General features: G+C 70.7%; 15 protein-coding genes. 4 read left to right on the top strand and 11 right to left on the bottom strand.

The window, feature by feature from the left end; translation table 11 throughout:
- Nucleotides 1–5: 5 nt before the first annotated feature.
- The 4 genes from OG390_RS40155 (at nt 6) to OG390_RS40140 (ending at nt 3,316) form a co-directional block, all read left to right on the top strand.
- Complete coding sequence (locus OG390_RS40155) at nt 6–938, top strand: VOC family protein (RefSeq protein WP_406174818.1); 933 nt, start codon at nt 6–8, stop codon at nt 936–938.
- Nucleotides 939–945: 7 nt separating this feature from the next.
- Complete coding sequence (locus tag OG390_RS40150) at nt 946–1,872, top strand: fumarylacetoacetate hydrolase family protein (protein WP_406174816.1); 927 nt, start codon at nt 946–948, stop codon at nt 1,870–1,872.
- A 415-nt stretch (nt 1,873–2,287) separates the two neighbouring features.
- The gene (locus OG390_RS40145; protein WP_406174814.1) at nt 2,288–2,482 is read left to right on the top strand and encodes a hypothetical protein; all 195 of its coding nucleotides are present in this window, start codon (nt 2,288–2,290) and stop codon (nt 2,480–2,482) included.
- A gap of 54 nt (nt 2,483–2,536) precedes the next feature.
- The gene (locus tag OG390_RS40140) at nt 2,537–3,316 is read left to right on the top strand and encodes a DUF2993 domain-containing protein (protein ID WP_406174812.1); all 780 of its coding nucleotides are present in this window, start codon (nt 2,537–2,539) and stop codon (nt 3,314–3,316) included.
- Between the two features lie 14 nt (nt 3,317–3,330).
- Here the strand turns inward: OG390_RS40140 and OG390_RS40135 are convergent, their stop codons facing one another.
- The 11 genes from OG390_RS40135 to OG390_RS40085 form a co-directional block, all read right to left on the bottom strand.
- Nucleotides 3,331–4,305: a TauD/TfdA dioxygenase family protein gene (locus tag OG390_RS40135; protein ID WP_406174810.1), complete on the bottom strand. Its 975-nt coding sequence runs from the start codon at nt 4,303–4,305 to the stop codon at nt 3,331–3,333.
- A 31-nt stretch (nt 4,306–4,336) separates the two neighbouring features.
- Complete coding sequence (locus OG390_RS40130; protein WP_406174808.1) at nt 4,337–5,293, bottom strand: AEC family transporter; 957 nt, start codon at nt 5,291–5,293, stop codon at nt 4,337–4,339.
- Nucleotides 5,281–6,186, bottom strand: a complete 906-nt coding sequence (locus OG390_RS40125) for an aminotransferase class IV (RefSeq protein WP_406174806.1) — start codon at nt 6,184–6,186, stop codon at nt 5,281–5,283. Before OG390_RS40125 ends, OG390_RS40130 begins: the two co-directional genes overlap by 13 nt.
- 10 nt (nt 6,187–6,196) lie before the next feature.
- A complete protein-coding gene (locus OG390_RS40120) occupies nt 6,197–7,027 on the bottom strand; it encodes a hypothetical protein (RefSeq protein ID WP_406174804.1) in 831 nt (276 codons plus the stop codon).
- Between the two features lie 38 nt (nt 7,028–7,065).
- Entirely contained in the window at nt 7,066–8,847 is a 1,782-nt protein-coding gene (gene asnB / locus OG390_RS40115) for an asparagine synthase (glutamine-hydrolyzing) (RefSeq protein ID WP_406174802.1), read from the bottom strand.
- A 15-nt stretch (nt 8,848–8,862) separates the two neighbouring features.
- Nucleotides 8,863–9,864, bottom strand: coding sequence for a peptidase (locus OG390_RS40110; protein ID WP_406174801.1), 1,002 nt, complete (start codon nt 9,862–9,864; stop codon nt 8,863–8,865).
- 5 nt (nt 9,865–9,869) lie between these two features.
- Entirely contained in the window at nt 9,870–11,168 is a 1,299-nt protein-coding gene (locus OG390_RS40105; RefSeq protein WP_406174800.1) for an ATP-grasp domain-containing protein, read from the bottom strand.
- Nucleotides 11,165–15,028 carry a non-ribosomal peptide synthetase gene (locus OG390_RS40100; RefSeq protein ID WP_406174799.1) on the bottom strand — a complete coding sequence of 1,288 codons (3,864 nt, stop codon included), beginning with the start codon at nt 15,026–15,028 and terminating at the stop codon, nt 11,165–11,167. Before OG390_RS40100 ends, OG390_RS40105 begins: the two co-directional genes overlap by 4 nt.
- Before the next feature lie 253 nt (nt 15,029–15,281).
- A complete protein-coding gene (locus OG390_RS40095) occupies nt 15,282–16,532 on the bottom strand; it encodes an MFS transporter (RefSeq protein ID WP_406174798.1) in 1,251 nt (416 codons plus the stop codon).
- A gap of 184 nt (nt 16,533–16,716) precedes the next feature.
- A complete protein-coding gene (locus OG390_RS40090) occupies nt 16,717–18,393 on the bottom strand; it encodes an NAD(P)/FAD-dependent oxidoreductase (RefSeq protein ID WP_406174796.1) in 1,677 nt (558 codons plus the stop codon).
- Between the two features lie 171 nt (nt 18,394–18,564).
- Nucleotides 18,565–20,241: an NAD(P)/FAD-dependent oxidoreductase gene (locus OG390_RS40085; RefSeq protein WP_406174794.1), complete on the bottom strand. Its 1,677-nt coding sequence runs from the start codon at nt 20,239–20,241 to the stop codon at nt 18,565–18,567.
- Between the last annotated feature and the right edge of the window lie 204 nt (nt 20,242–20,445).

The following is a 20,445-nucleotide window of genomic DNA, read 5'->3' as shown; positions in this document are numbered from 1 at the left end:
CCACCATGCGCCTGCTCACCCACCTCCGCCACGTCGACCTCGCCGTGCCCGACCACGACAAGCAGCTCGACTTCTACGCCGGCGTCTGGGGCCTGACCAAGGTGGCCGAGGACTCCGGGATCTCCTTCCTGGCGGCCGAGGGCTCGCCCGAGCAGTACGTCGTACGGCTGCGCAAGGCCGACGAGAAGCGGCTGGACCTCGTCTCGTACGGGGCCGTATCGGCGGCCGGCGTCGACACCCTCGCGGAGCAACTGTCCGCGTCCGGCGTGCAGTTGATCTCCCAGCCGGGCAAGGTCGACACCCCCGGCGGCGGCTACGGCTTCCGCTTCTTCGACGTCGACGGGCGCACCATCGAGGTGTCGGCCGACGTGGACGTCCGGCGGCACCGCAGGATCGAGGAGAAGGAGTCGATCCCGGTCAAGCTGTCGCACGTGGTCCTCAACTCCCCCGACCTGCACCGGACTCGGGAGTGGTACGAGCGCCACCTGGGCTTCCGCCTCTCCGACACCCTCATGCACCCGAGGATGGGCGAGGCGATGCACTTCATGCGCATCAGCAGCCGGCACCACTCCATGGCCATCGCCCAGGGTCCGCACACCGCCCTGCACCACGTCTCCTTCGAGATGCGCGGCCTCGACGAGTACATGCGCGGCTCCGGGCGCGTCATCCGGGCCGGCCACCGGAAGATCTGGGGCCCGGGACGGCATCTTGCGGGCGACAACACCTTCACGTACTTCCTCGACCCGCACGGCAACACCGTCGAGTACACGACGGAGTTGGAGGTCCTCGACGAGGACACCTGGCACCCGCACGTCTACGACTTCTCCCAGCCCGAAGTCGCCGACCAGTGGGGCACCGCCAACCCCATGAACGAGCTGGTCGCCAAGGAGTCGTTCAACGACGTCGACCGCGGCGTGTTCGTCGCCCCGCCGGTGTGAGGGACACATGCGCCTAGCCACTTACGTCCACGAGGGCCGTCGTCTGCGTGGCGTCGTCGAGGACGGCGTCGTACGCGCGCTGCCGGACGGTACCTCACCGGTCGAGGCCGTCGGGGTGCGCCCGGTGGGCCCCGCGGTCCCCCTCGCCGAGGTGCGCCTGCTGCCGCCGCTGGAGCCCCGGACCGTCCGCGACTTCGTCACCTTCGAGGAGCACGTCGAAGGTGTACGCCGGTCCGTGGACGGCGCCGCCGGGGTGCCCGACGCCTGGTACGACGCCCCGACCTTCTACTTCACCAATCCGTACGCGGTTCTCGGGCCGTACGACGACGTGCCCGTGCCCCCCGGGGCGCAGGTCCTCGACTTCGAACTCGAAGTCGCGGCCGTCATCGGCCGCGAGGGCCGCGACCTCACCCCGGAACAGGCCCGTGACCACATCGTCGGCTACACGGTCTTCAACGACTGGTCCGCGCGTGATCTCCAGTCCCGTGAGATGCGGGTGGGCCTCGGCCCGTGCAAGGGCAAGGACACGGCGGCCACCCTCGGCCCGTATCTGGTCACCGCCGAGGAATTGGACGCGTACCGCGACGCCGAGGGCTTCCTGCGTCTGGCGCTCACCGCCGAGGTCAACGGCGAGGTCGTCGGCAAGGATCTGCTGTCCAACATGAGCTGGACCTTCGAGGAGATGGTCGCCTACGCCTCCCGGGGCACCGTCGTCCGCCCCGGCGACGTCCTCGGCTCGGGCACCTGCGGCAACGGCGGCTGCCTGGCGGAGCTGTGGGGCGTACGGGGGCGGCGGGAACCGCCACCGCTGAAGCCCGGTGACACGGTCACGCTCACCGTCGAGGGCATCGGCACCACGTCCAACACGGTGGTGCCCGGCACCGATCCGGTGCCGATCCCCGCGGCCCGCCGACGTACCCGGGAGCGGCCGTGAACGATCTGCACCCCAAGCGGCTGCTCGGCAAGGTCGTGGTCGTCACCGGGGCCGCCCGCGGTCAGGGCGCCGCCGAGGCCGAGGCCCTTGCCCGCGAGGGCGCCCGAGATCCCGGTCGACGGGGGGCTCACCGCGCACGGCGGCGTCAAGTCCGTCTCCGACGCGCTGCGCGGGGAGGCACCGTGAAACGCCTCGAAGGCAAGGTGGCCCTGATCTCCGGTACGGCCCGCGGCCAGGGCAGAGCGGCGGCGCTGCGCTTCGCCGCCGAGGGCGCGCTCGTCGTCGGCGGCGACCTGCGGCACGAGGCCGCCCTGGAGACCCAGCGCCTCGTCGCGAAGGCGGGCGGCACGGCCCTCACCCCCGGCCCGCTCGACGTCACGGACGAGGAATCGGTCCGTGCCGGGTCGGGGAGGCGGTGGATGCCTTCGGCGGGATCGACATCCTCTACACCAATGCCGGCGCCGTCCGCTTCGGAGCCGTCGAAACCCAGCCGTACGAGGACTTCGCCTTCACGATGCGCGCCGAACTGGACTCGGTGCCGTACGGGGCACCGTCGGCGGCGAGTTGGCGGCGCACCGTCCTCTTCTCGATCTGCTTGTCGGCTGCCTGAGCCGGGGCTGGACCCGCGAGCAGATGGCCGCCCGCGCCGCCGAAAGGAGAGCTCATGCAACAGCCCCCGTACGCATACGGCGACGACGACACGAACCAGTCCTACGAGCCCTACGAACCGTACGAGCCGCCCGCGCCCCGCAGGCGCCGACGACCGGTCGTCATCGCCGTCGCCGCCCTGCTCACGTTGGCTGTCGTTCCCGTGGTGGTCGACCGTGTCGCGGCGTCGCGTGTGGAGGCGCGGACGGCCGAGGCATTCCAGGAGGGCATGGACACGCCCGAGCGGCCCGAGGTCCACGTCCGCGGCCTTCCCGTTCTGGCCCAGCTGGCCTCCGGCACCCTGCGGCACGTGGACATCACCGCGCAGGACATACCGGCCGACGGGTCGGCCCGCCCGCTGCCCGTGTCCGAACTCGACCTCCGGCTGAACGGACTGCGGAAGTCCGACGACAACAGCGAGGCACGGGCGAGTTCGGCGGAAGCGACCGCCCACCTGTCGTACACGGACGTCTCCAACGCCCTCGGTCTTGAGATGTCCCAAGGCACCCGTCCCGGCCAGGTCGGCGCGCGCGTCCAACTGCCGTTCGGCGACGAGGTGACCGTGACGACGACCGTCTCGGCGGAGTCCGGCAACCGCATCAGGTTCCGGAACTTCCAGGTCACGGGCGGCGTACTGCCCGCCGCCGGGAAAGTGCTGCTCGACAAGGTCTTCGAGAAGCCGATCCGGCTGCGGAACATCCCCGAGGGCCTGCACCTGCGTTCGGTCACCACCACGGCGAACGGGCTCAGCGCACGCTTCTCGGGCGAGTCGGTCAACGCCTCGTACGCGTCCTGACACCCGCAGGCGCATCACCAGGCCCGCAGGGGCTCCCCCGTCACCTGTCGGGAGGTGAAGCCGTCGGGGCCCACGGGGGTGTCACCGAGGAGGGTGACGCGGTGCATGACGCGGTCCGCCCGCAGCTGGGCGAAGTCCGTCGGGGCGAGGTGGCACGTGGTGCGGTTGTCCCAGAAGGCGATGGAGCCGGGCTCCCAGCGGAAGCGGACCGTGTACTCGGCACTGGTCAGGTGCTCGAAGAGGAGGTCGAGGAGACGGCGGCTCTCCAGTTCGGTGAAGCCGACGATCCGGGTGGTGGAGCCGGGGCTCACGAACAGGGCCTTCTCCCCCGTCTCGGGGTGGACACGGACGACGGGGTGGTGGGCGACCTGCGGATCCTCGCAGTAGAGCTTCAGGATCTCGCGGTCGCGTTCGTCGGAGTGGCGCAGATGGACACCGGTGAAGAAGGCGTGCTCGGCCCGGAGCGAGTCGAGCAGGTCGCGCAGGCGCCGTGACAGGCCCTCGTACGCGGCCACGGTGTTCGTCCACTGGGTGTCTCCGCCGAACAGGGGCGTCGTCTCCGCCCGCAGGATCGACGCGTCGGGCGGGTTGACGGCCTGTGTGAGGTCGCTGTGCCAACCGGCGAGGGGTGAGACCCATTTGCGGCGGTAGTGCTCCTCGAAGTCGGCGCCGTAGCGCTCGACGTCCGCCTTCGGGTCCACCGTGAGGATCTCCGGGAAGCCGTCCGGAGCGACCCCGTGCTTCTTGCCAGGTCGCCGGGTCAGCTCGCCGAAACGCCGTCCGAACGCGACGTGCCGGGCATGGCCGATGTCCGGGCCCCGGAAGAAGACGACCCGGTGGGTGAGGACGGCCTGCCGGATCTCGGCCACCGTGGCGTCGTCGAGGTCCTTGCCGAGGTCTACTCCCGTTATCTCGGCGCCGATGTGCCCGGCGACCCGCCGGATGCCGATGCCGGTCGTGCGTGTGCTCGCTTCCATGGTCGTGGTCATGCTTCCGCCTCCGTTGGAGAGTTCGGGCCGCTCAGCCGACGTGCACCGCCCACTGCATCCACAGCGGGAGCAGGAACAGGGCCGTGACCGAGCTCTTGATGACGAGCGACGCCGACATGTCGACGCCGACGTCGTAGCGCTGGGCGAAGATGAACAGGTTCTGCGGGGCCGGCATCGCGGCGATGAGCACGAGGTACTTCAGCCAGTCGCCGTCGACGCCGAAGACGGTGGCGCAGACCGCCCAGGTCATCAGCGGGAAGACCAGGCACTTGAAGGCGATGAGCCCGATCTCCTCGCGGGTGGTGCCCCGGATGGTGAGTCCGCTGCCGCCCAGGTGCAGTCCGAGGGCGAACAGCGCCACGGGGGACGCGCTGTCGCCCACGAACGAGAAGCCGTCCAGGACCGCCTTCGGGACGTGCAGCGACAGCAGATTGAGCAGAATGCCGGCGTTGCAGGCGAGGACGACCGGGGTGACGAGGGAGGCCCCCACGGCGCGCAGCAGCAGCCGGGGCCCCGTCCCCGCGCCGTCGCGCTCCGGACGCCCCAGCTCCATGATCGAGATGATGACGAGGGTCAGGACGCAGACCTGGAAGAGAAGGACCGGGAAGATCGGGGCCGCGTTCCCGAAGAGCGTGATGAACACCGGTACGGCGAAGTAGGCCGTGTTCACCTGGACCCCGGCCATGATGCGCAGCGCGATGCCCCGGGGATCGCGTACGCCGCCCAGAGTCGCGAGAACGCCGACCGTCAGCACCGCGAGGGCCGCCGTGGACGCGTACGCCAGGATGGCGCGCCAGTCGAACAGGGCGCCCAGATCGCTGCGGTAGATATTGCCGAAGAGATAGCAGGGGACCGCGAAGAGGAACGCGTAGTCGGCGAAGGCCCGTGAGCTGTCCGCGGGCACGACCTTGCGGCGTGCGAGCAGGACTCCGCAGCCGAAGGCCAGCACCACCGGTACGAGTTTCTCCAGCGCGTTCAGTGCCCCCATGGTCGTATGGCCTCCCCGGCGTCGGTGAGGGCACCGTAACCGGTGATCAGCCTGCGGATCACGGAGTTCTTGCCCGGTACGTACGCGTGGTCGTCGATCCGGGAGACCGGCAGCAGCTCGCACGCCGTACCGCAGATGAACGCGCCGTCCGCCTCGCGGACGAAGGCGGGGCTCAGATACTCCACCGAGCAAGGGATGTTCTCGCGGCGCGCCAGTTCCAGCACTTGGGCGCGGGTGATGCCGTCGATCGTGCAGCGGGTGGTGGGCGTGTGCAGGACGCCCGCACGGGTGAAGAAGACATGGGCGCCGGTGGCCTCGGCGATCAGGCCCGCGTCGTCCAGCAGCAACGCGTCGTCGTAGCCGGCCCGCAGCGCCTGGTTCTTGCTGACCGTGCCGATCATGTAGTTGCCCGCCGCCTTGCTCTTGACCGGCGCGAACTGCGGCGAGGGCCTGCGGTACTCGGCGGTCCGCAGGCTGATGCCCTGGTCGAGGGCGTCGGCCGAGGCGTAGTAGCCGGCCGGGATCTCCCAGGCGGCTACCGAGGTGTGCACGGAGGTGTGCAGCGCCGCCGTCTGGATGACCTCCGAGCCGCGCCAGGCGTTCATGCGCACGTACCCGTCGCGGATGCCCGCCGCGGCGACCACGTCGAGGGTCGCGGCGTGCAGTACCTCGTCGCCGTACTCCAGGTCGAAGTCGAGGAGGCGTGCGGAGGAGCGCAGCCGCGCGATGTGCTCCCGCAGCAGGAAGGGGGCGCCGCCGTAGACGCGTACCCCCTCGAACACGCTGCTGGCGTAGTGCAGTCCGTGGCTGAGGACGTGCAGGCGCGCGTCGGCCCACCGGACGAGGGAGCCGTCGAGCCAGATCGCACCGGTGCGCTGATCGAAGGGAAGCACCTGGGTCACCTCAGAGCGCGAGATCGAAGAGCGGGTGCTGGAGATCGCCGACGAGGGCGACGAAGCGACGCTCGTGCGGGGTGACGCTGCGCACCGAAACGCCGTGCAGGGCCAGGGGGTTGATCGGATACATCACCAGGACGTTGCTGTCGTAGGTGATGGTGCCGACCTCCTCGACGTACTTCGGGTCGATGTCGAAACGGTTGTCGCCGTACTCGGAAGCGCTCGTGGTGAACCGGTGGGCGCCGTCGCGGTATTTGTAGAGCTCCAGGTGGCCGCCGGTGGCGTCGTCCTCGGGGAGCTTCATGTAGAAGAGACCGCCGAAGAGCTTGTACGGCTTGTCGACGTGCGGGCCGCGGTAGGACGAAGGGCGGCCGGTGACCGCCGAGTTGATGACGGTCGTGCAGTCCATGAGGATGTCGTGGGTCGCGAAGGTGTCGTGGCCCCGGCGGCCGACGCGCAGCGAGCGCAGAGGGCCGCACTGCGCCTCGGCGTCCGGGAGAGCGGCGATCAGGTCGTCGCGGAAGAGGTCGAGGAACTCGCGGTAGAACGCCGGCGAGGCGTGGTAGGTCACGAAGTCCTTCCACACCTGGGCCATCTCCGCGTCGGCCAGGATGTGCTGGGACATGTAGTTGTAGCGCTCGTTCGAGGTGATCGGCTTGCCGATGCGGGTGCCGATGTACTCGGCGGTCGGCATGGTGGTGGCGAGGGCCTGGTAGAGGTCCGAGCTCAGCGGGTTGTGCAGCACGATGTGCGGGAACGGGTCGCGGCGGATGTCGGCCCGGGTCGCCTTGGCGAGGATGGACTCGACGGCGACAGTGGTGGGTCGGGCATGGGGCATGTCGGCTCCTTCGAACACTTCGGTTGTGCCGCGTCGGGCTACGGTCGGAGATTCCTGGTGGCGAACCAGGCTTCGAGGATCAGCAGCGACCACAGGACCTCGGCCGCGTGCGCGTCGGGGCGCTCGGTCTGCATCCGGAACAGTTCGCGTACGGTGTCGCGGCGGATGTAGGCCCCGCAGCGGGTGCGGGGTCCGAGCAGGGTGTCGCCGATGAGGTCGTACAGCGCCTCGCCCGGCTTGATCATGGCCGTGACGGGCAGGGTGAACGGCTGCTTGGGCCGGTCGAGAACGCTGCGGGGAAGCCGGCGGCGGGCGGCCTCGGCGACCGGAGCCTTGACGGTCTCGCCGACGACCTTGAGCGCGGGCGGCACGGCGTGCGCGAGACGCATCACGGACGGCTGCAGGAACGGGATCCGCGCCTCCACCGCGTGCGCCATGCTGAGGTGGTCGACACGGCGCAGGATGTAGTAGGGGAACCGCTCCGTCTGGTCGTAGCGCAGCAGCGTCTCCAGCTTCCCGTGTCGGTCGCCGCGCACCCGCTGCCGGAGCTCGTCGCCGTTGGCATCTCCGAAGTGGCCGCCGCTGGCGCGGAGTTGGGCCAGATACTCGGGGGTGTAGAGCCGGGCCAGGGTCGCGGGGCCCGCCGCCGCCATCGTGTCCTGATAGGCGCGATGCCAGTTCGTCCCGTCGTCGCGGGCCGCCTTGACGTAACGGGCGTAGCCGCCGAACAGTTCGTCGGCGCCGTCACCGGTGAGGGCGACCTTGAAGCCGGCGTCGTGCACGGCCTCGAACAGCGCGAAGGTGCTCAGACCGTGGGGGGCGTTGTTCGGCTGGTCGAGATGGCGGACGAACCGGTCGATCAGATCGGGGAAGTCCGCCGGGTCGAGGACCACTTCGTGGTGGCGGGTGCCGCAGTGCGCGGCGACCTCGCGGGCGAAGTGCCGCTCGTCGCCGGGCCAGTCGCCGCGGTAGGCGATGGTGAAGGAGTGCGGTCGGGGCACGGTGGCCGCCGCCAGGGCGGTGAGATAGCTGGAGTCGAGGCCGCCGCTGGTGATGACACAGACCGGTACGTCGGCGTCGAGCATGCGGGTGAGTTCATGGCGCAGGGTGCGGTCGAGCAGGTCGGCGACCGAAACGCTCTCGTCGACGGCCAGTGCGTCCAACTGATGTTGCTCAAAGTCGAGTTGGGATCCGTCGAAGCGCAGGACGCTTCCCGGCGGCAAGGTCCGTACCCCCGTGTACACCGTGTCCGGCCCCCAGATCGCCCTGCCGCCGAAGTACCGGTCGACCGCCGACGGGTCGATGGCGTCCGGGAAGTCGGGGAAGCGCGCCAGAGCCGCCGGCTCGGAGGCGAAGCAGAGCCTGCGTCCGTCGGCGGAGACGTAGTAGTAGAGGGACTTCATCCCGGCGTGGTCGGTGAACAGCTTCAGACAGGGCTCGTCCCGCCGGTCCACGATCGCGAGGGCGAACATGCCCTCCAGCCGCCGGACGAAGGCGTCGCCGTATCGCTCGTACAGTGGCAGCAGGACATCGCCGTCGCAATCACCCTTGAACCGATGTCCCTGGGCGGCGAGTTCGGTGCGCAGTTCCCGGTGGTTGTAGATCTCGCCGTTGAAGACACAGGTCATGTCGCCGAGGACGTAGGGCTGTCGGCCATGGGCGATCCCTTGGACGGCGAGGCGGTTGTTGCCGAGCGCCCAGCCGTCGCCGGTCCGCAGAGTCCGGGCGTCGGGGCCACCATGGCGCTGGGCCTCCCCTACCGTGTGCAGGACGTCGGGGGCGATGGGCTCCCCGCCGAAGCTGCCGTAGATGCGGCACATGCGTGAACCCCCCGGTCACCCGACGACGGGCGCGTGACGGCGCCCGGCCGGTGTCTGGCGCCCGGCCGGTGCCTGGCGGATGGCAGGTACCTGGCGGACGGTCGGAGTCGGGCACGTCGCCGGTGACTGGCGGGCCGTCGGCAGGTGACGGTCCAGGAACTCGGTGACGATCTCGACCTGGCGCAGGATGTCCTCCAGCTGACACGGCGTCGGGCTCACTCCGTGCCCCTCCAGCGCGCTGTTGCCGGTCTTGAGGTGGACGGGGGCGGCCGCGCGGACGAACTCGGGTGCCTCGTAGGTGCGCACGAAACCGCCCGACAGCCGCGGATTGTCGACGTGGCAGTCCAGCGGGATCGACACCGCCTCGCGGATGGCCGCGATCATCGGCAGTGGCAGATCGCGCACCGGATTGAAACTGTTGGCGCCGAGCATCTCCAGCATCTGCGCGGAGCTGGGGTTGCCGTGACCGCAGTGGGCGGAGACCTTCAGATGGATGTCGGCCGGCAGTTCGCCCGCGGTGCGCAGCCGGTGCAGGACCCACAGCAGGCCCTCGTCGTAGACGACGAAGCCACGCACCCCGGCCTCGATACCTCGCTTCACGTCCTCGATCGCGCGAACGATCTGCTCCTGGCCGCGCAGCCGGTAGCCGATGCGCGCGCCCTCGGGGGTCTGGACGCCCGCCCCGATGTCATACGCGGCCCGCGGTCCGACCGACATCAGGATCTGCGCGCCGTACTCCTCCCCCAGTTCGGCGTAGGCGCGCAGCTCCCGGGCCGTGTGGCGGTACATGCCGCGGGTCTCCGTGACGCGGTTGATGGTGAAGCCCCGTCGGCGGCTCTCCGACAGGAGTGTCTCGGCGGCCTGCGCGGAGTTGACGGTGGGGACCTCGATCCGGAAGTGGCAGCCGTCGTCGAAGGTGCGCGGCGACTCCTCGACGAGCGCGGTGTCCTCTACGGGCAGTCCGAGCCGGCCGAGCTGGGCCCGGGTCTCGTCGAACAGGGGACTCGCAGAACTCACCGCACTCACCGCGTCACCTCGATACCGAGTTGTTCGGCCGCTCTTGCGACGATCTCCTCCGCGACGCCGATCGACGTGGCGTGGTCGGGGTGCACGACCTGCACCTCGCCGAAGTTGCCGAGGTTGCCCCGGCAGGGCGCGAGCACGTCGCCGTCGGGGAGGTTCAGGGTCAGTGCGTGCAGGGCGTCGCCGTACTCGTCGGCCCAGTCGAGGCTCGGCGGTCCGGCGGGCCTGCGCACGCGGTCCGCCGCCCCGAACCAGCGGACCGTCGCGTAGCGGCTGAACGCGATGTCGCCCAGCTCCACCTCCTCGTCCAGGTGGACGCGCACCAGCAACTCGAACGGGTCGCCGCCGCCGGCGAGCTGGAAGAGGTTGGGCAGGCAGGAGCCCATCAGGCGCGGGTTGAGCTCGATGAGGCGGGGACGGCCGTCGTCGCCCAGCATGATCTCGACATGGAAGATGCCGAGACGCAGCCCGACGGCGGACACGGCCGCCTCCGCGAACGCCATGACCCGCTCGTAGGAGTCGCCGTCGATGGCCGCCGGGATCGTCGTACCGACCTCCAGCGCCTCGTGCCGGTCCCATGTCTTGCGCTCACTGACGGCGAGCCGCAGGAAGCGCCCGTGGGACAGCCCCAGCTCGGCCGACAGGAACCGGCCGGTCAGGTACTGCTCGACCAGGACGCCGTCCCGATAGGGGGCGCGGCCGGGCTTCACGTGCCGCCACAGGTCCCACAGCCGGGCCCGGTCGGGGACGACGTGCGCGCCTTCGCTCGCCGAACCCCTGGCCGGCTTGAGGACGACGGGGTAGCCGACCTCCGCGGCGAACGCGGCGGCCTCGACATAGCCGCCGACGACGGCATACCGCGTGTCGTCGACGCCAGCGGCCGCCAGGACCTCGCGGCAGCGGTGCTTGAGCTTGGCCGTCGCGGCGCCGTGCGCGCTGGTGAACGGGATGCCGAGCTCCTCCGCGACGCGCGCCACCGGCACGACGAGGGCGTCGACGGTGGCCACGAATCCGTCGATCGGCCGCTCCCGGTGGACGGCGAGGACACAGGCGCGCAGCGCCTCGGCGTCGGTCGCGTCGTCGAGGACGTGCACCGTGTCGACGTACTCCTGGTAGGGCGAGGTGGTGAAGTCGATGTGCTGGGCGCGCTCCATGCGCAGCGACCGGATGAGCGTCACCTCGTGGCCGAGCCGCTTGGCCGCCCGGAACGCCGGGGCGTTGCCGGTCTTCCAGGTCACGAACACCACGTGTCGGCGTCCACTCGGCACGGGTGGGCGCCCACTGACTGGGTCTGTCATCGGACCTTCCTTGTGAATCGCTGACCTATGCGGACGAAGCCCGGGGTGTTCGTTCCGGGCGTGGGGATGAAGGAGATGGATCCGGCGAGGATGTTGCGCTCCGACATGGAGGTGAAGCCGCCGGCTCCGGAGGAGACGAGATCGCCCTCGTCGAGGAGCAGCCAGTCGCCGTCGCGTTGTCGCTCGGCGTAGGCGTACCGGAGCCGTTCGGGTCCCGGCAGGACGTCCAGCCGGTAGCCGTCGGAGGCGTAGCGGCCCACGCAGTCGTCGAGCGCCATGCCGAAGGAGCGCCCGGTGCGGATGAGGCCTTCGCCGGTGAAGGCGCGCAGCAGGTCCTCGTAGAGGCCGAACGCAGGGTAGGCGTTGGTGAGCAGAAGGAGGAAGGCGCGCTGCTCGGGAAAGATCTGGATGAAGTTGTGATGGCCGCTGCCGTTGGAGTTGAAGCCGAAGGCGGTGGGCCCGAACATCAGCCAGCCAAGTCCCCACGCGTGCATGAAGTGGTGGCCCGGCACGTCGATCTGCGGGGTGCGCATCTGGGCGGCGAGTTCGGCGGACAGCAGGCGCTCACCGCTCGCGGTGACACCGTCGTCGAGGGCGAGTTGGGCGATGCGCGCGAATTCGGGGAGGGTGAGGCAGATCGAGAACGATCCGGCGGCGTCGTCTGCGATGGTCTGCGGCCCGGGTTCGTGCCGTATGTATCCCCGGCTCGCCTCGCTCCACAGATATCCGGTGGCCACGGCGCCGTAGTGGTCCTCCGCCGTCCCGCTCTCCGGGACGGGCGCGATGCCCAGCGGTGTCAGCAGCAGCTCGTTGAGGGCGCGCCGCCAGGGCATGCCGAGGAGCTTCTCGATGAGACCGGCGACGATCGAGGTGCCGCTCGCGGAGTACGCGAAGACCTCACCGGGTTCGAAGAGCTGCCCGTAGTCCCGGAACGAGGCGAGGTAGTGGTCGAGGTCCAGGTGATCGATGTCGTGCCAGACCTCGTAGGAGTCGTCGATTCCGCTGGTGTGGGAGAGGAGTTGACGCAGCGTCACAGATCGGGTCCGGCCGTCCCGTCGTACGACGGCGTGCGGCAGACGACCGTCGAGGGGCTCGTCGAGCCCGACGAGTCCCCGGTCGACCAGACGCAGCGCGACGAAGGCGAGGAGCGCCTTGGTGACGCAGGTGACGCGCTGCCGGGAGTCGGCGGTGCGGGCGGGGCCGGTCTCCATGTCGTCCATGCCGTGGTACGTGAACTGCAGTGCGCCGTCGGCGTACACGGCGGCCGCGGCGGCGGGAACGCCGTGCCCGCGCGCGGATTCGTGCAGGGTCCGGGCGACCGCGCGCAGCCGCTCGACGGTGCCGATGGCGGTCGGCGGGGCGGGAGCGCGTCCACGGGCCCGGCGCAGCAGCGCGGCCTGGGCGCCGAGGGTGCGGTTCTCGTGGATGTCGGCGACGCGAAGGGGGGCCGCGCTCTCCTCGCTCAGCCGGGCGGCGAGCAGCGTGGCGAGCAGGGAGTGCCCGCCGACGGCGAAGAAGTCGAGATCCGGGGAGAGCCGGGAGAGGCCCAGCAGGTCGCTCCACACCCGGGCGACGGCAGCCTCGTCCGGGTCGTCGCCGAGGTGCTCCGCACCGCCCCCGGCCGGTCCCCAGTCGACCGTACGGGCGGCCAGGGCCTTGCGGTCGACCTTGCCGTTGGGCAGCCGGGGCAGCCGGTCCTCGACCACGATCTTCGCGGGCTGCATGTAGTGCGGCAGCTTCCGGCGCAGCCGCTCGCTCATCGCGTCGACGGTGACGGGGTCGCCCTCCAGACCGACGTAGCAGACCAGCAGGGTGTCGTCCGCCCGCTGGACCGCGAGAGCGGCCACATCCCGCAGGCCGACGGTCTCCCGCAGCACGGCCTCGATCTCGCCGAGCTCGACGCGGAAGCCGCGGACCTTGACCTGGGTGTCCGCTCGGCCCATGAAGCGCAATTCGCCGGACTCGGTCCACTGAACCAAGTCACCTGTGCGGTAAAGGGTGTCGACCGGCGCGCCGGTGAGATGGGCCGGGGCCGGCACGAAGGCCGCGGCCGTGCGTTCCGGGTCGTTGAGGTATCCGCGGGACAATCCCGCACCGCCCAGGTGCAGTTCGCCGATCGCTCCCCGGGGCACCAGCCGCCCCGCCGGGTCCAGCACGTACGCGACGGTGTTGGGGAGGGGCACGCCGATGGTGGGCCGCTGGGCGAGCGGACCGGTGAAGTCCTTCCACGTCGAGTACGTGGTGTCCTCCGAGGGCCCGTAGAGATTGAGGACGCGTCGCACGGAGGTCTTCTCGAAGGCGGCGTTGACGAGTTCCTTGGCGAGCGGTTCGCCCGCGATGTTCAAGACGACGGTGGACGGCGGCACGGCGTCGCGCTGGAGGAGCACATTCAGCGCACTGGGCACCGTGTTGACGAGGGAGGGTCGCAGCCCGGCTCCGGATGCGTCGTGCTCCGGCGCCTGCTCCGTCAGCGCGAGGACGTTGTCGACGACCACGACGCAGCCGCCCATCGTCAGCGGGCACCACAGCTCGAACACCGACAGATCGAAGTTGAGCGAGGTGGCGAACAGGACGCGGGAGATGTCCTGGCGGGAGTACGTGTCCCAGGCCCAGGCCAGCAGGGCCACCACGTTGCGATGGCTGATCACCACGCCCTTGGGCAGGCCGGTCGACCCGGAGGTGTAGATCAGATGGGTGGCGTCCGAGGAGCTCACCGCGACGTCCACGGGGTCGGGCCGCTCGCCCTGGGCCTTCTCCCACAGCTCGGCCCACGGCAGCGCGGTCACGGCGGCCGGGCCGAGCCGGTCCCTGACGCCCGGGTCGTCGAAGACCACGGCGGCCATCTCTGCCGTGGCGGCGATGGCGGTCAGCCGGTCGGCGGGGTAGGCCGGGTCCAACGGCACATACGCGCAGCCCGCCTTGTGCAGGGCCAGCAGCAGGCAGACGGTGTGATGGCTGCGGGCCGTCGAGACCCCGACCCGCGCTCCGCGGGCGACTCCGTGGGCGAGGAGCGCGCGGGCGATCCGGTTGGCCCGCGCGTCGAGTTCGCGGTACGTGAGCACGGTGCCCCGCCACTCCGCGGCGGGCGCGTCGGGTGTGCGGGCGGCCTGGGCCTCGACGAGGGCGTGCAACGGGGTGCCGTCCGGGAAGGGGCGCGCGGTGGCGTTGACCTCGTCCAGCAGGAAACGCGTCTCCCCCTCGGACAGCTTGAGCTCGTGCAGCGGCACGTGGGGGCGGCGGGCGCCGTCCAGGAGGAGGGCCTCGTGGTTGGCGGCCATGCGGGAGACGACCTCGCGCGGGAAGAGCCCGGTGTCGTAGTGCAGGGTGCGGCGGGCGCCCGTCCCGACTTCGAGCAGCAAGTCGAAGTCACCGGTGAATGCGGGGAGTTGCCCGGCCTCCTCCGAGTCGGCCTCCTCCGAGGCGGCCCCTGACCCGGCTTCCGAGCCGAAGAGGACACCGACACGCAGTCCGGTTCCGAGGCCGGCGGCGGCACCCGGCCCAGGGGCCCGGTGCTGCTCCGCGAGCGAGGCGCCCAGCCCGGCGAAGGTGGTGTCCGCTTCGGCCCGGGAACGGAGCGCCATCACCCCGTCCGGCCCGCAGACCCGGCCCAGCGCGATGTCGCCCTGCCCGCTGTAGCGGTGGATCAGCACGGCGAACGCGGCCAGGGACTGCTCGGCGGCCCCCTCACCGGCCTCCGAGGACCAGGAGTACGCGGCGTGGGGGTCACCGGTGCCGAGGTCGCCCCGGGAGACGGGCAGCCTGAGCGCGGGGGCGGCACGACCGGCGGGAGGCTCCTGCCGCCGAGCCGCGCGCACCTCGACCGGCGGCCGCGGTCCCGCGACGGCGAGTGTGTCATCCACGGACTGAACTCCCTTTCTTCATCAGGAACTTGAGCAGACTTGTTGCACCACGCGCTGAACGTGTGGCGCGCACGGAGGCGGCTTGTTGCACCGCCCGCTGAACGTGTGGCGCGCACGGAACGCGTGGCGTGTGCGCGGCTGCGCACGAGGGCGAACCGACGGCTCGCCTCCAGGGCACCGCCGCTCCCGGCGGCGCGCCGCGCAACCGCGGCCGACGACATCCAGGGCCCTGCGCACACGGAGGGCCCGGCCCTCATACCGTCACCGGCACCGGACTCTCCTTGCCGCGCCGCCGGGCCAGAGCCACCACCGCGGGCATGGCGGAGCCGAGCGCCGCGAACCCCGCGGCCATCACCACCCAGCCCACCGTGCCGTGCTCGACAGCCAGCCAGGTCAGCAGGGCGGGCGCGGCCATCTTGCCGATGTCGGCGCCCATCGCGTATGTGCCCTGGTACTGCCCCTGGGCGTCTTCCGGGGCGAGCCCGAAGGAGATGCCCCAGCTCCCCGCCGACTGCCTGACCTCGCCGAGGACATGGGCAAGCGCGCCCAGGACGAGCAGGGCCGAGGCCACCGGCGCCGCGGCGCCCTCGCTCAGCGCGAAGATCAGGCAGGCGGCGCCCAGGCACCAGGACCCGGCACGGGAGGCGCGCGCGGCGCCCGCCGGTTCGTCCGTGCCGCGGGCGGCCCTGACCTGGAGCAGCACCACCGACACCGTGTTGGTCAGCAGAATGACGGCGATCATCCAGCGCGGGGCGTGGGTGTGGTGCAGGACCCACAGCGGGAGGACGACGTCCAGGAGGAGGTTGTGCATGGACAGCAGTCCGTCGAGGACCACGAACGTGAGGAAGGGGCCATCGCGCAGGACGACGAGCGCGGGTCCCGGCCGGGCGGGCTGCGGCGGCGCGGACGGCAGCAGCAGGGTGAGCAGGCCGGTGGCCAGATAGGTGAGCGCGTTGAAGACCACGGCCGCGCGGTATGCCGCCGGGGTGCCCACGGCGAGCACGGCTCCCGCGATGCCCGCACCGACCGAGACACTGATGTTGGCGGCGGCGCGCAGCTGGGCGCGGAGGGTCACCCGCTCGGCGGCGGGGACGAGTCCGGCGATCATGGCCATCCGCGCACTGCGACTGGCGCTGTAGGCCATCGCCTGCACGGACATCACGGCCACGTACGCGCCGAACCCGTCGACGAACAGGAGCGCGGCGGTCAGCGGACCGAGCGCCACGAAGGACCAGATCTGTACGGCACGGGGTCCGACCCGGTCGGCGAGGTGCCCGGAGGGGGTGCTCAGCGCCAGAGCGACCGCGGCGGCGGCCCCGGCGCCGAGCCCGAACTGGCCGGGCGACAGCCCGAGTACGGCTGTCGCGTAGACGGCGTTGAGCGCCATCCACAGACCCTGGCCCATGGTGTGCACCAGGGTAATTCCGGTGAGCGTGCGGGCGGGACCGCATGGCGGAAGGATCCGGCTCAGCACGGCCGCACCGCCTCGCACCGTCCGCGCCACGTCAGGGTCTCCGACATCACCGCGCACCTCTCGTTCAGCGCCATTGCCAACGATGGGTTCCGGAACCCGTTCCCGGTGGGGAAGCACAATTCCGTACGCACTGAATTCTACACACGTTGACTTCGGGGGTAAACCCTCGCAGCACGGCGGCACTTGAGAAGCGCCGACGCTGATTGACGCTTCGTCAGAACAGCTTGCTGCCCTTCAGCCTCGCCTTGATGGCCTCGCGCCCATTGCCGAGCACGAGTCGGCGGACAACCGGATCGGCCTCGGTGGCGGCCCAACGCAGCATCTTCAGCAGGGTCTTGGGCTGCGGGTTCAGGAAGCGCACCTCGCGTTCGGCGTATCCGAAGTGCTTGGGCACGAAGTCCGCCGCCAGCAGCCGCTCGTACAGGAGGTCCGCCGCATCCCGGGCGCGTACGGCGCCGGCCTCGACCGCCTCGCACTGCTTCACCATCGTCTCGTAGAGCTCGGCGAAGCCGTCGTGGTCGGGCCAGTACAGACCGGGGTACGGAACGTCCTCCAGGTCCACGAAGTGGCGATCGCGGCCGTCCTTGCGGAACTTGGTGAGCGCGCTCTGCATCCGGTACACGCCGGCGTTGGCTCCCCACGCCCAGATCCTGAAGACCGCGCTCCACAGGTCGTAGTCGCACCAGGAGATGAAGGCCGAGTTGACCAGCGAGTCGTTGTAGTCGAACAGCGACTGCTGGAGGCGGTCCACGGGGGCGAACCGCTCTCCCGAGAGGTCGTCGTCCCGGACCGCGCGGAGCAACCGCCAGGCCAGCACGTTCAGCGCCTCGGTCGTGTTGGAAAGCCCGCGCGAGAAGAGCGGGTCCAGGAAGCCGGCCGCGTGCGAGAGCAGGAACCAGCGGTCACCGGCGGTCTGCTTCGAGGAGTACTGGAGGCGCCCGGTCGAGGTCCACTCCCGCACCGCCTTCATGCCCTCGAACTGCCGGACGATGTCCGGGAAGGGCGCGGCGAGCCGGGCGAAGTCCGCCTCTGCGCTCACCCCCTCCGGCTTGGGGAAGCGCCGCGGGTCGACGGTCATGCCGACGCTGCACAGCGGGTTCTTCGACCACTTGTTGTTGTTGAAGCCGATCACCCAGGCCCAGCCACGGTCGAACATGTGGTGGACGGTGCCCTCGTACCAGGGCACGGGCGGCCGCTGGCTGTCCGGGAGGTGGTCGAAGAGCCGGTCGGTCGGCGTCAGGTCGACGACGTGGTTCCAGATCGACCGGGAGTGGTGCTTGAACCGGCAGGGGTCCTCGCGCAGCCCGAACTTGTCCGCGACCGGGGAACGGAATCCGCTGGCGTCCACCAGATAGCGCGCCCGGTACTCGCCGTCGCGCCCGGCCAGGGTGACACCCGAGCCGTCGAAGTCGATGTCGGTGACGAAGAAGTTCTGGCGGGCCTTGCAGCCGTACTTGACAGCCACCTGGAAGAGATACGAATCGGTGTCCTGGCGGAACAAGTGGGCTGCCTCGTGCAGCAGTTGGGGCGGCGTGTTGAACTCGTTGACCTCGCGGGGGTTCTGCGGCGCGCCTTCGTGATGCAGCAGGAATCCGAAGTGCCGTTTGACGCCGAAGCGCGGGCCGATGGTGCGAGTGGTGTCGGTGAACGAGGCGAGCGCGGCGATCTCCGGAACGTCGTAGCGCTCCGCGAGGGTGCGCAGCGACACCAGAGTGAAGGGAATCGTCGACTCGCCGATCGCGAACCGCGGATGCGAACCGGCGTCCAGCAGCAGGACCTTGGTCCCGTGCCGGGCCAGGATCGCGCCGAGAAGTGATCCGGCGACGCCCGATCCGAGGATCGCGACGTCGTACGTCTCCTTCTCCAGCTCAGAGGTGCCCGGTGAGTTCACGTGCTCTCTCCTTGTCGTCGGGTGGGACAGGACGGGGTCGGCACACGGCGACCGGGCGGCTCGGGATCCGATCCGCCCCTCAGGCCCGGGAGGTGCCCGGACAGACCCGGGACGTGCCGGGACAGACCTGGGAGGTGCCTTCCGGTCGTGACCCGGAAGGCACCCGCCGGGTCACCCGGGACGGCGCACGCCGCGCCGCCGCTCCCGGATCAGCCCGCCCATGGCGCCCTTGAGCAACGCGCCCACCTCGTCGGGAGCGTCGGTACGGACCCAGCGGGCGGCGCGCGCGATGCGCGCCGGGGTGCTGTGGAAGAACCGGTCGGCCGGGTCCCCCAGACCGAGTGACGGCGGGAGGTAGTCCGCCTCCCGGACGGCGCCGAAGATACGGTCGGCGGCCGACCTGGGCGTGCGCGTACCGGCCTCGACCTCCTCGCACAGGGTGCGGGTCAGCGGCCCGAGGGCGTTGTAGTGCGCGCTGCCGGGGAACGGCGAGCCCGGGTGCCGGGTCTGCTCCAGGTCACGGAAGACGGAGTCGTCGCCGCTTCTGCCGTACGCGGCGCACGCGTTCTCCACGGCGAGCGCGCCCAGCACTGTGCTCACCGTCCAGGTCCGTACGACGGCGTTGAAGAGCTCGAAGTCGCGGAAGGACACGAACGACGCGTACGCCAGATCGTCGTGCGTGTCGAACAGGGCCTGCTGAAGGTCCTCGACGTATTGGAACCGCCCGGTGGACCAGTCGCCGTCGCGCGCCGCGTCGATCAGACGCCGGCCGAGCGCGTTGACGATCTCCAGGCTGTGCGCGAGACCGCGCGAGTAGAGCGGGTCGACGAAGCCGGCGGCGTGGGACGCCAGGCAGTAGCGGTCACCGACGACGCGTTTCGAGGAGTACTGCAGCCGTCCGGTCGCGGTCCAGGGCCGGGCGGGCTCGGCCAGCGCGAACTGTCGTCCCAGATCGGGGAATTGGGCCAGGACCTGGTCGAACTCCTGTTGCGGCAAGAGGCCGCGGGAGGGGTGCTTGCGGGGGTCCAGGGTGAGGCCGACACTGCACAGGCTGTTGGTGGAGCGGGGCTGGTTGTCGAAGGGGATCACCCACAGCCAGCCGCCGTCGAAGACATGGTGCAGCGTCCCCTGGTGCCAGGGGCTGGGCCGGTCGTGCAGTCGCCCGGCCGGGGTCTCGTCGTACGGCGTCACGCCCGTCATGTGCGTGAAGAGTGTGCGGGAGTGGTGCCGCGCCCGGGTCGGCTCCTCGCGCAGCGCCAACTCCCGCGGTAACAGGGCGTCATGGCCTCCCGCGTCGACCACGTACTGCGCGGCGAACTCCTCACCGCCCGCGGTGCGCAGCGCCACCCCGGTGCCCGCGTCGATCCGGAGCCCGCCGACGCGTGCGCCGGGTCCGGTGCGCACATCGGCTCCGTACCGCCGTGCGACGCCCAGCAGATGGGCGTCGATGTCCTCCCGGAAGAGATGCGGCACGGGCGGTACGACGGAGGGGTTGACGACCTGGTAGATCTCACCGGGGTGCTGACGCAGGTGGGCGCGGTGATGGATGAACCCCATGTTGCGCATCACGCCGCAGCGGGCGGAGACCTCCCGCTGAACCGCCTTGAGACTGGTGAGGTGTTCGACCTCGGGCACGCGGTAACGCCGGGCGACCACACGGGCGAGTGCCGCGGTGTAGGGCACCATCGACTCCCCGATCGCGAAGCGCGGGGGCTGCTCGCCGTCGACGAGGAGCGTCCGCACCCCGTTCCGCGCCAGGACGGCCGCGAGCAGCGACCCCGCGAAGCCACCGCCGATCACGGCGACCTCGTACATCGTGCGCGGACTGTCCTTGCCGGTCACGTTCACGTGCCTCACCGCCGCTCGGCGCACAGGAATTCTCGGTGTGCAGAATTCTACAGGCGATGACTTATCCAGTAAAGGCCGTCCCCACAGGGCGCGTTCACCACGGAGGCGGGCAGCATGCGAAGAGGGGCGTGATCGTCGGCACGCGCGTGACGCGACCCGCGACCATGGCGCACGGCCGTCCGGAGCGGGTATTTCGCGCAGCAC

Origin of the sequence: Streptomyces sp. NBC_00996, from assembly GCF_045162675.1 — a bacterium.
Taxonomy (GTDB): Bacteria; Actinomycetota; Actinomycetes; order Streptomycetales; family Streptomycetaceae; genus Streptomyces.
The sequence above is the reverse complement of the archived record's forward strand: the minus strand, read 5'-3'. Positions and strand labels throughout refer to the sequence as shown.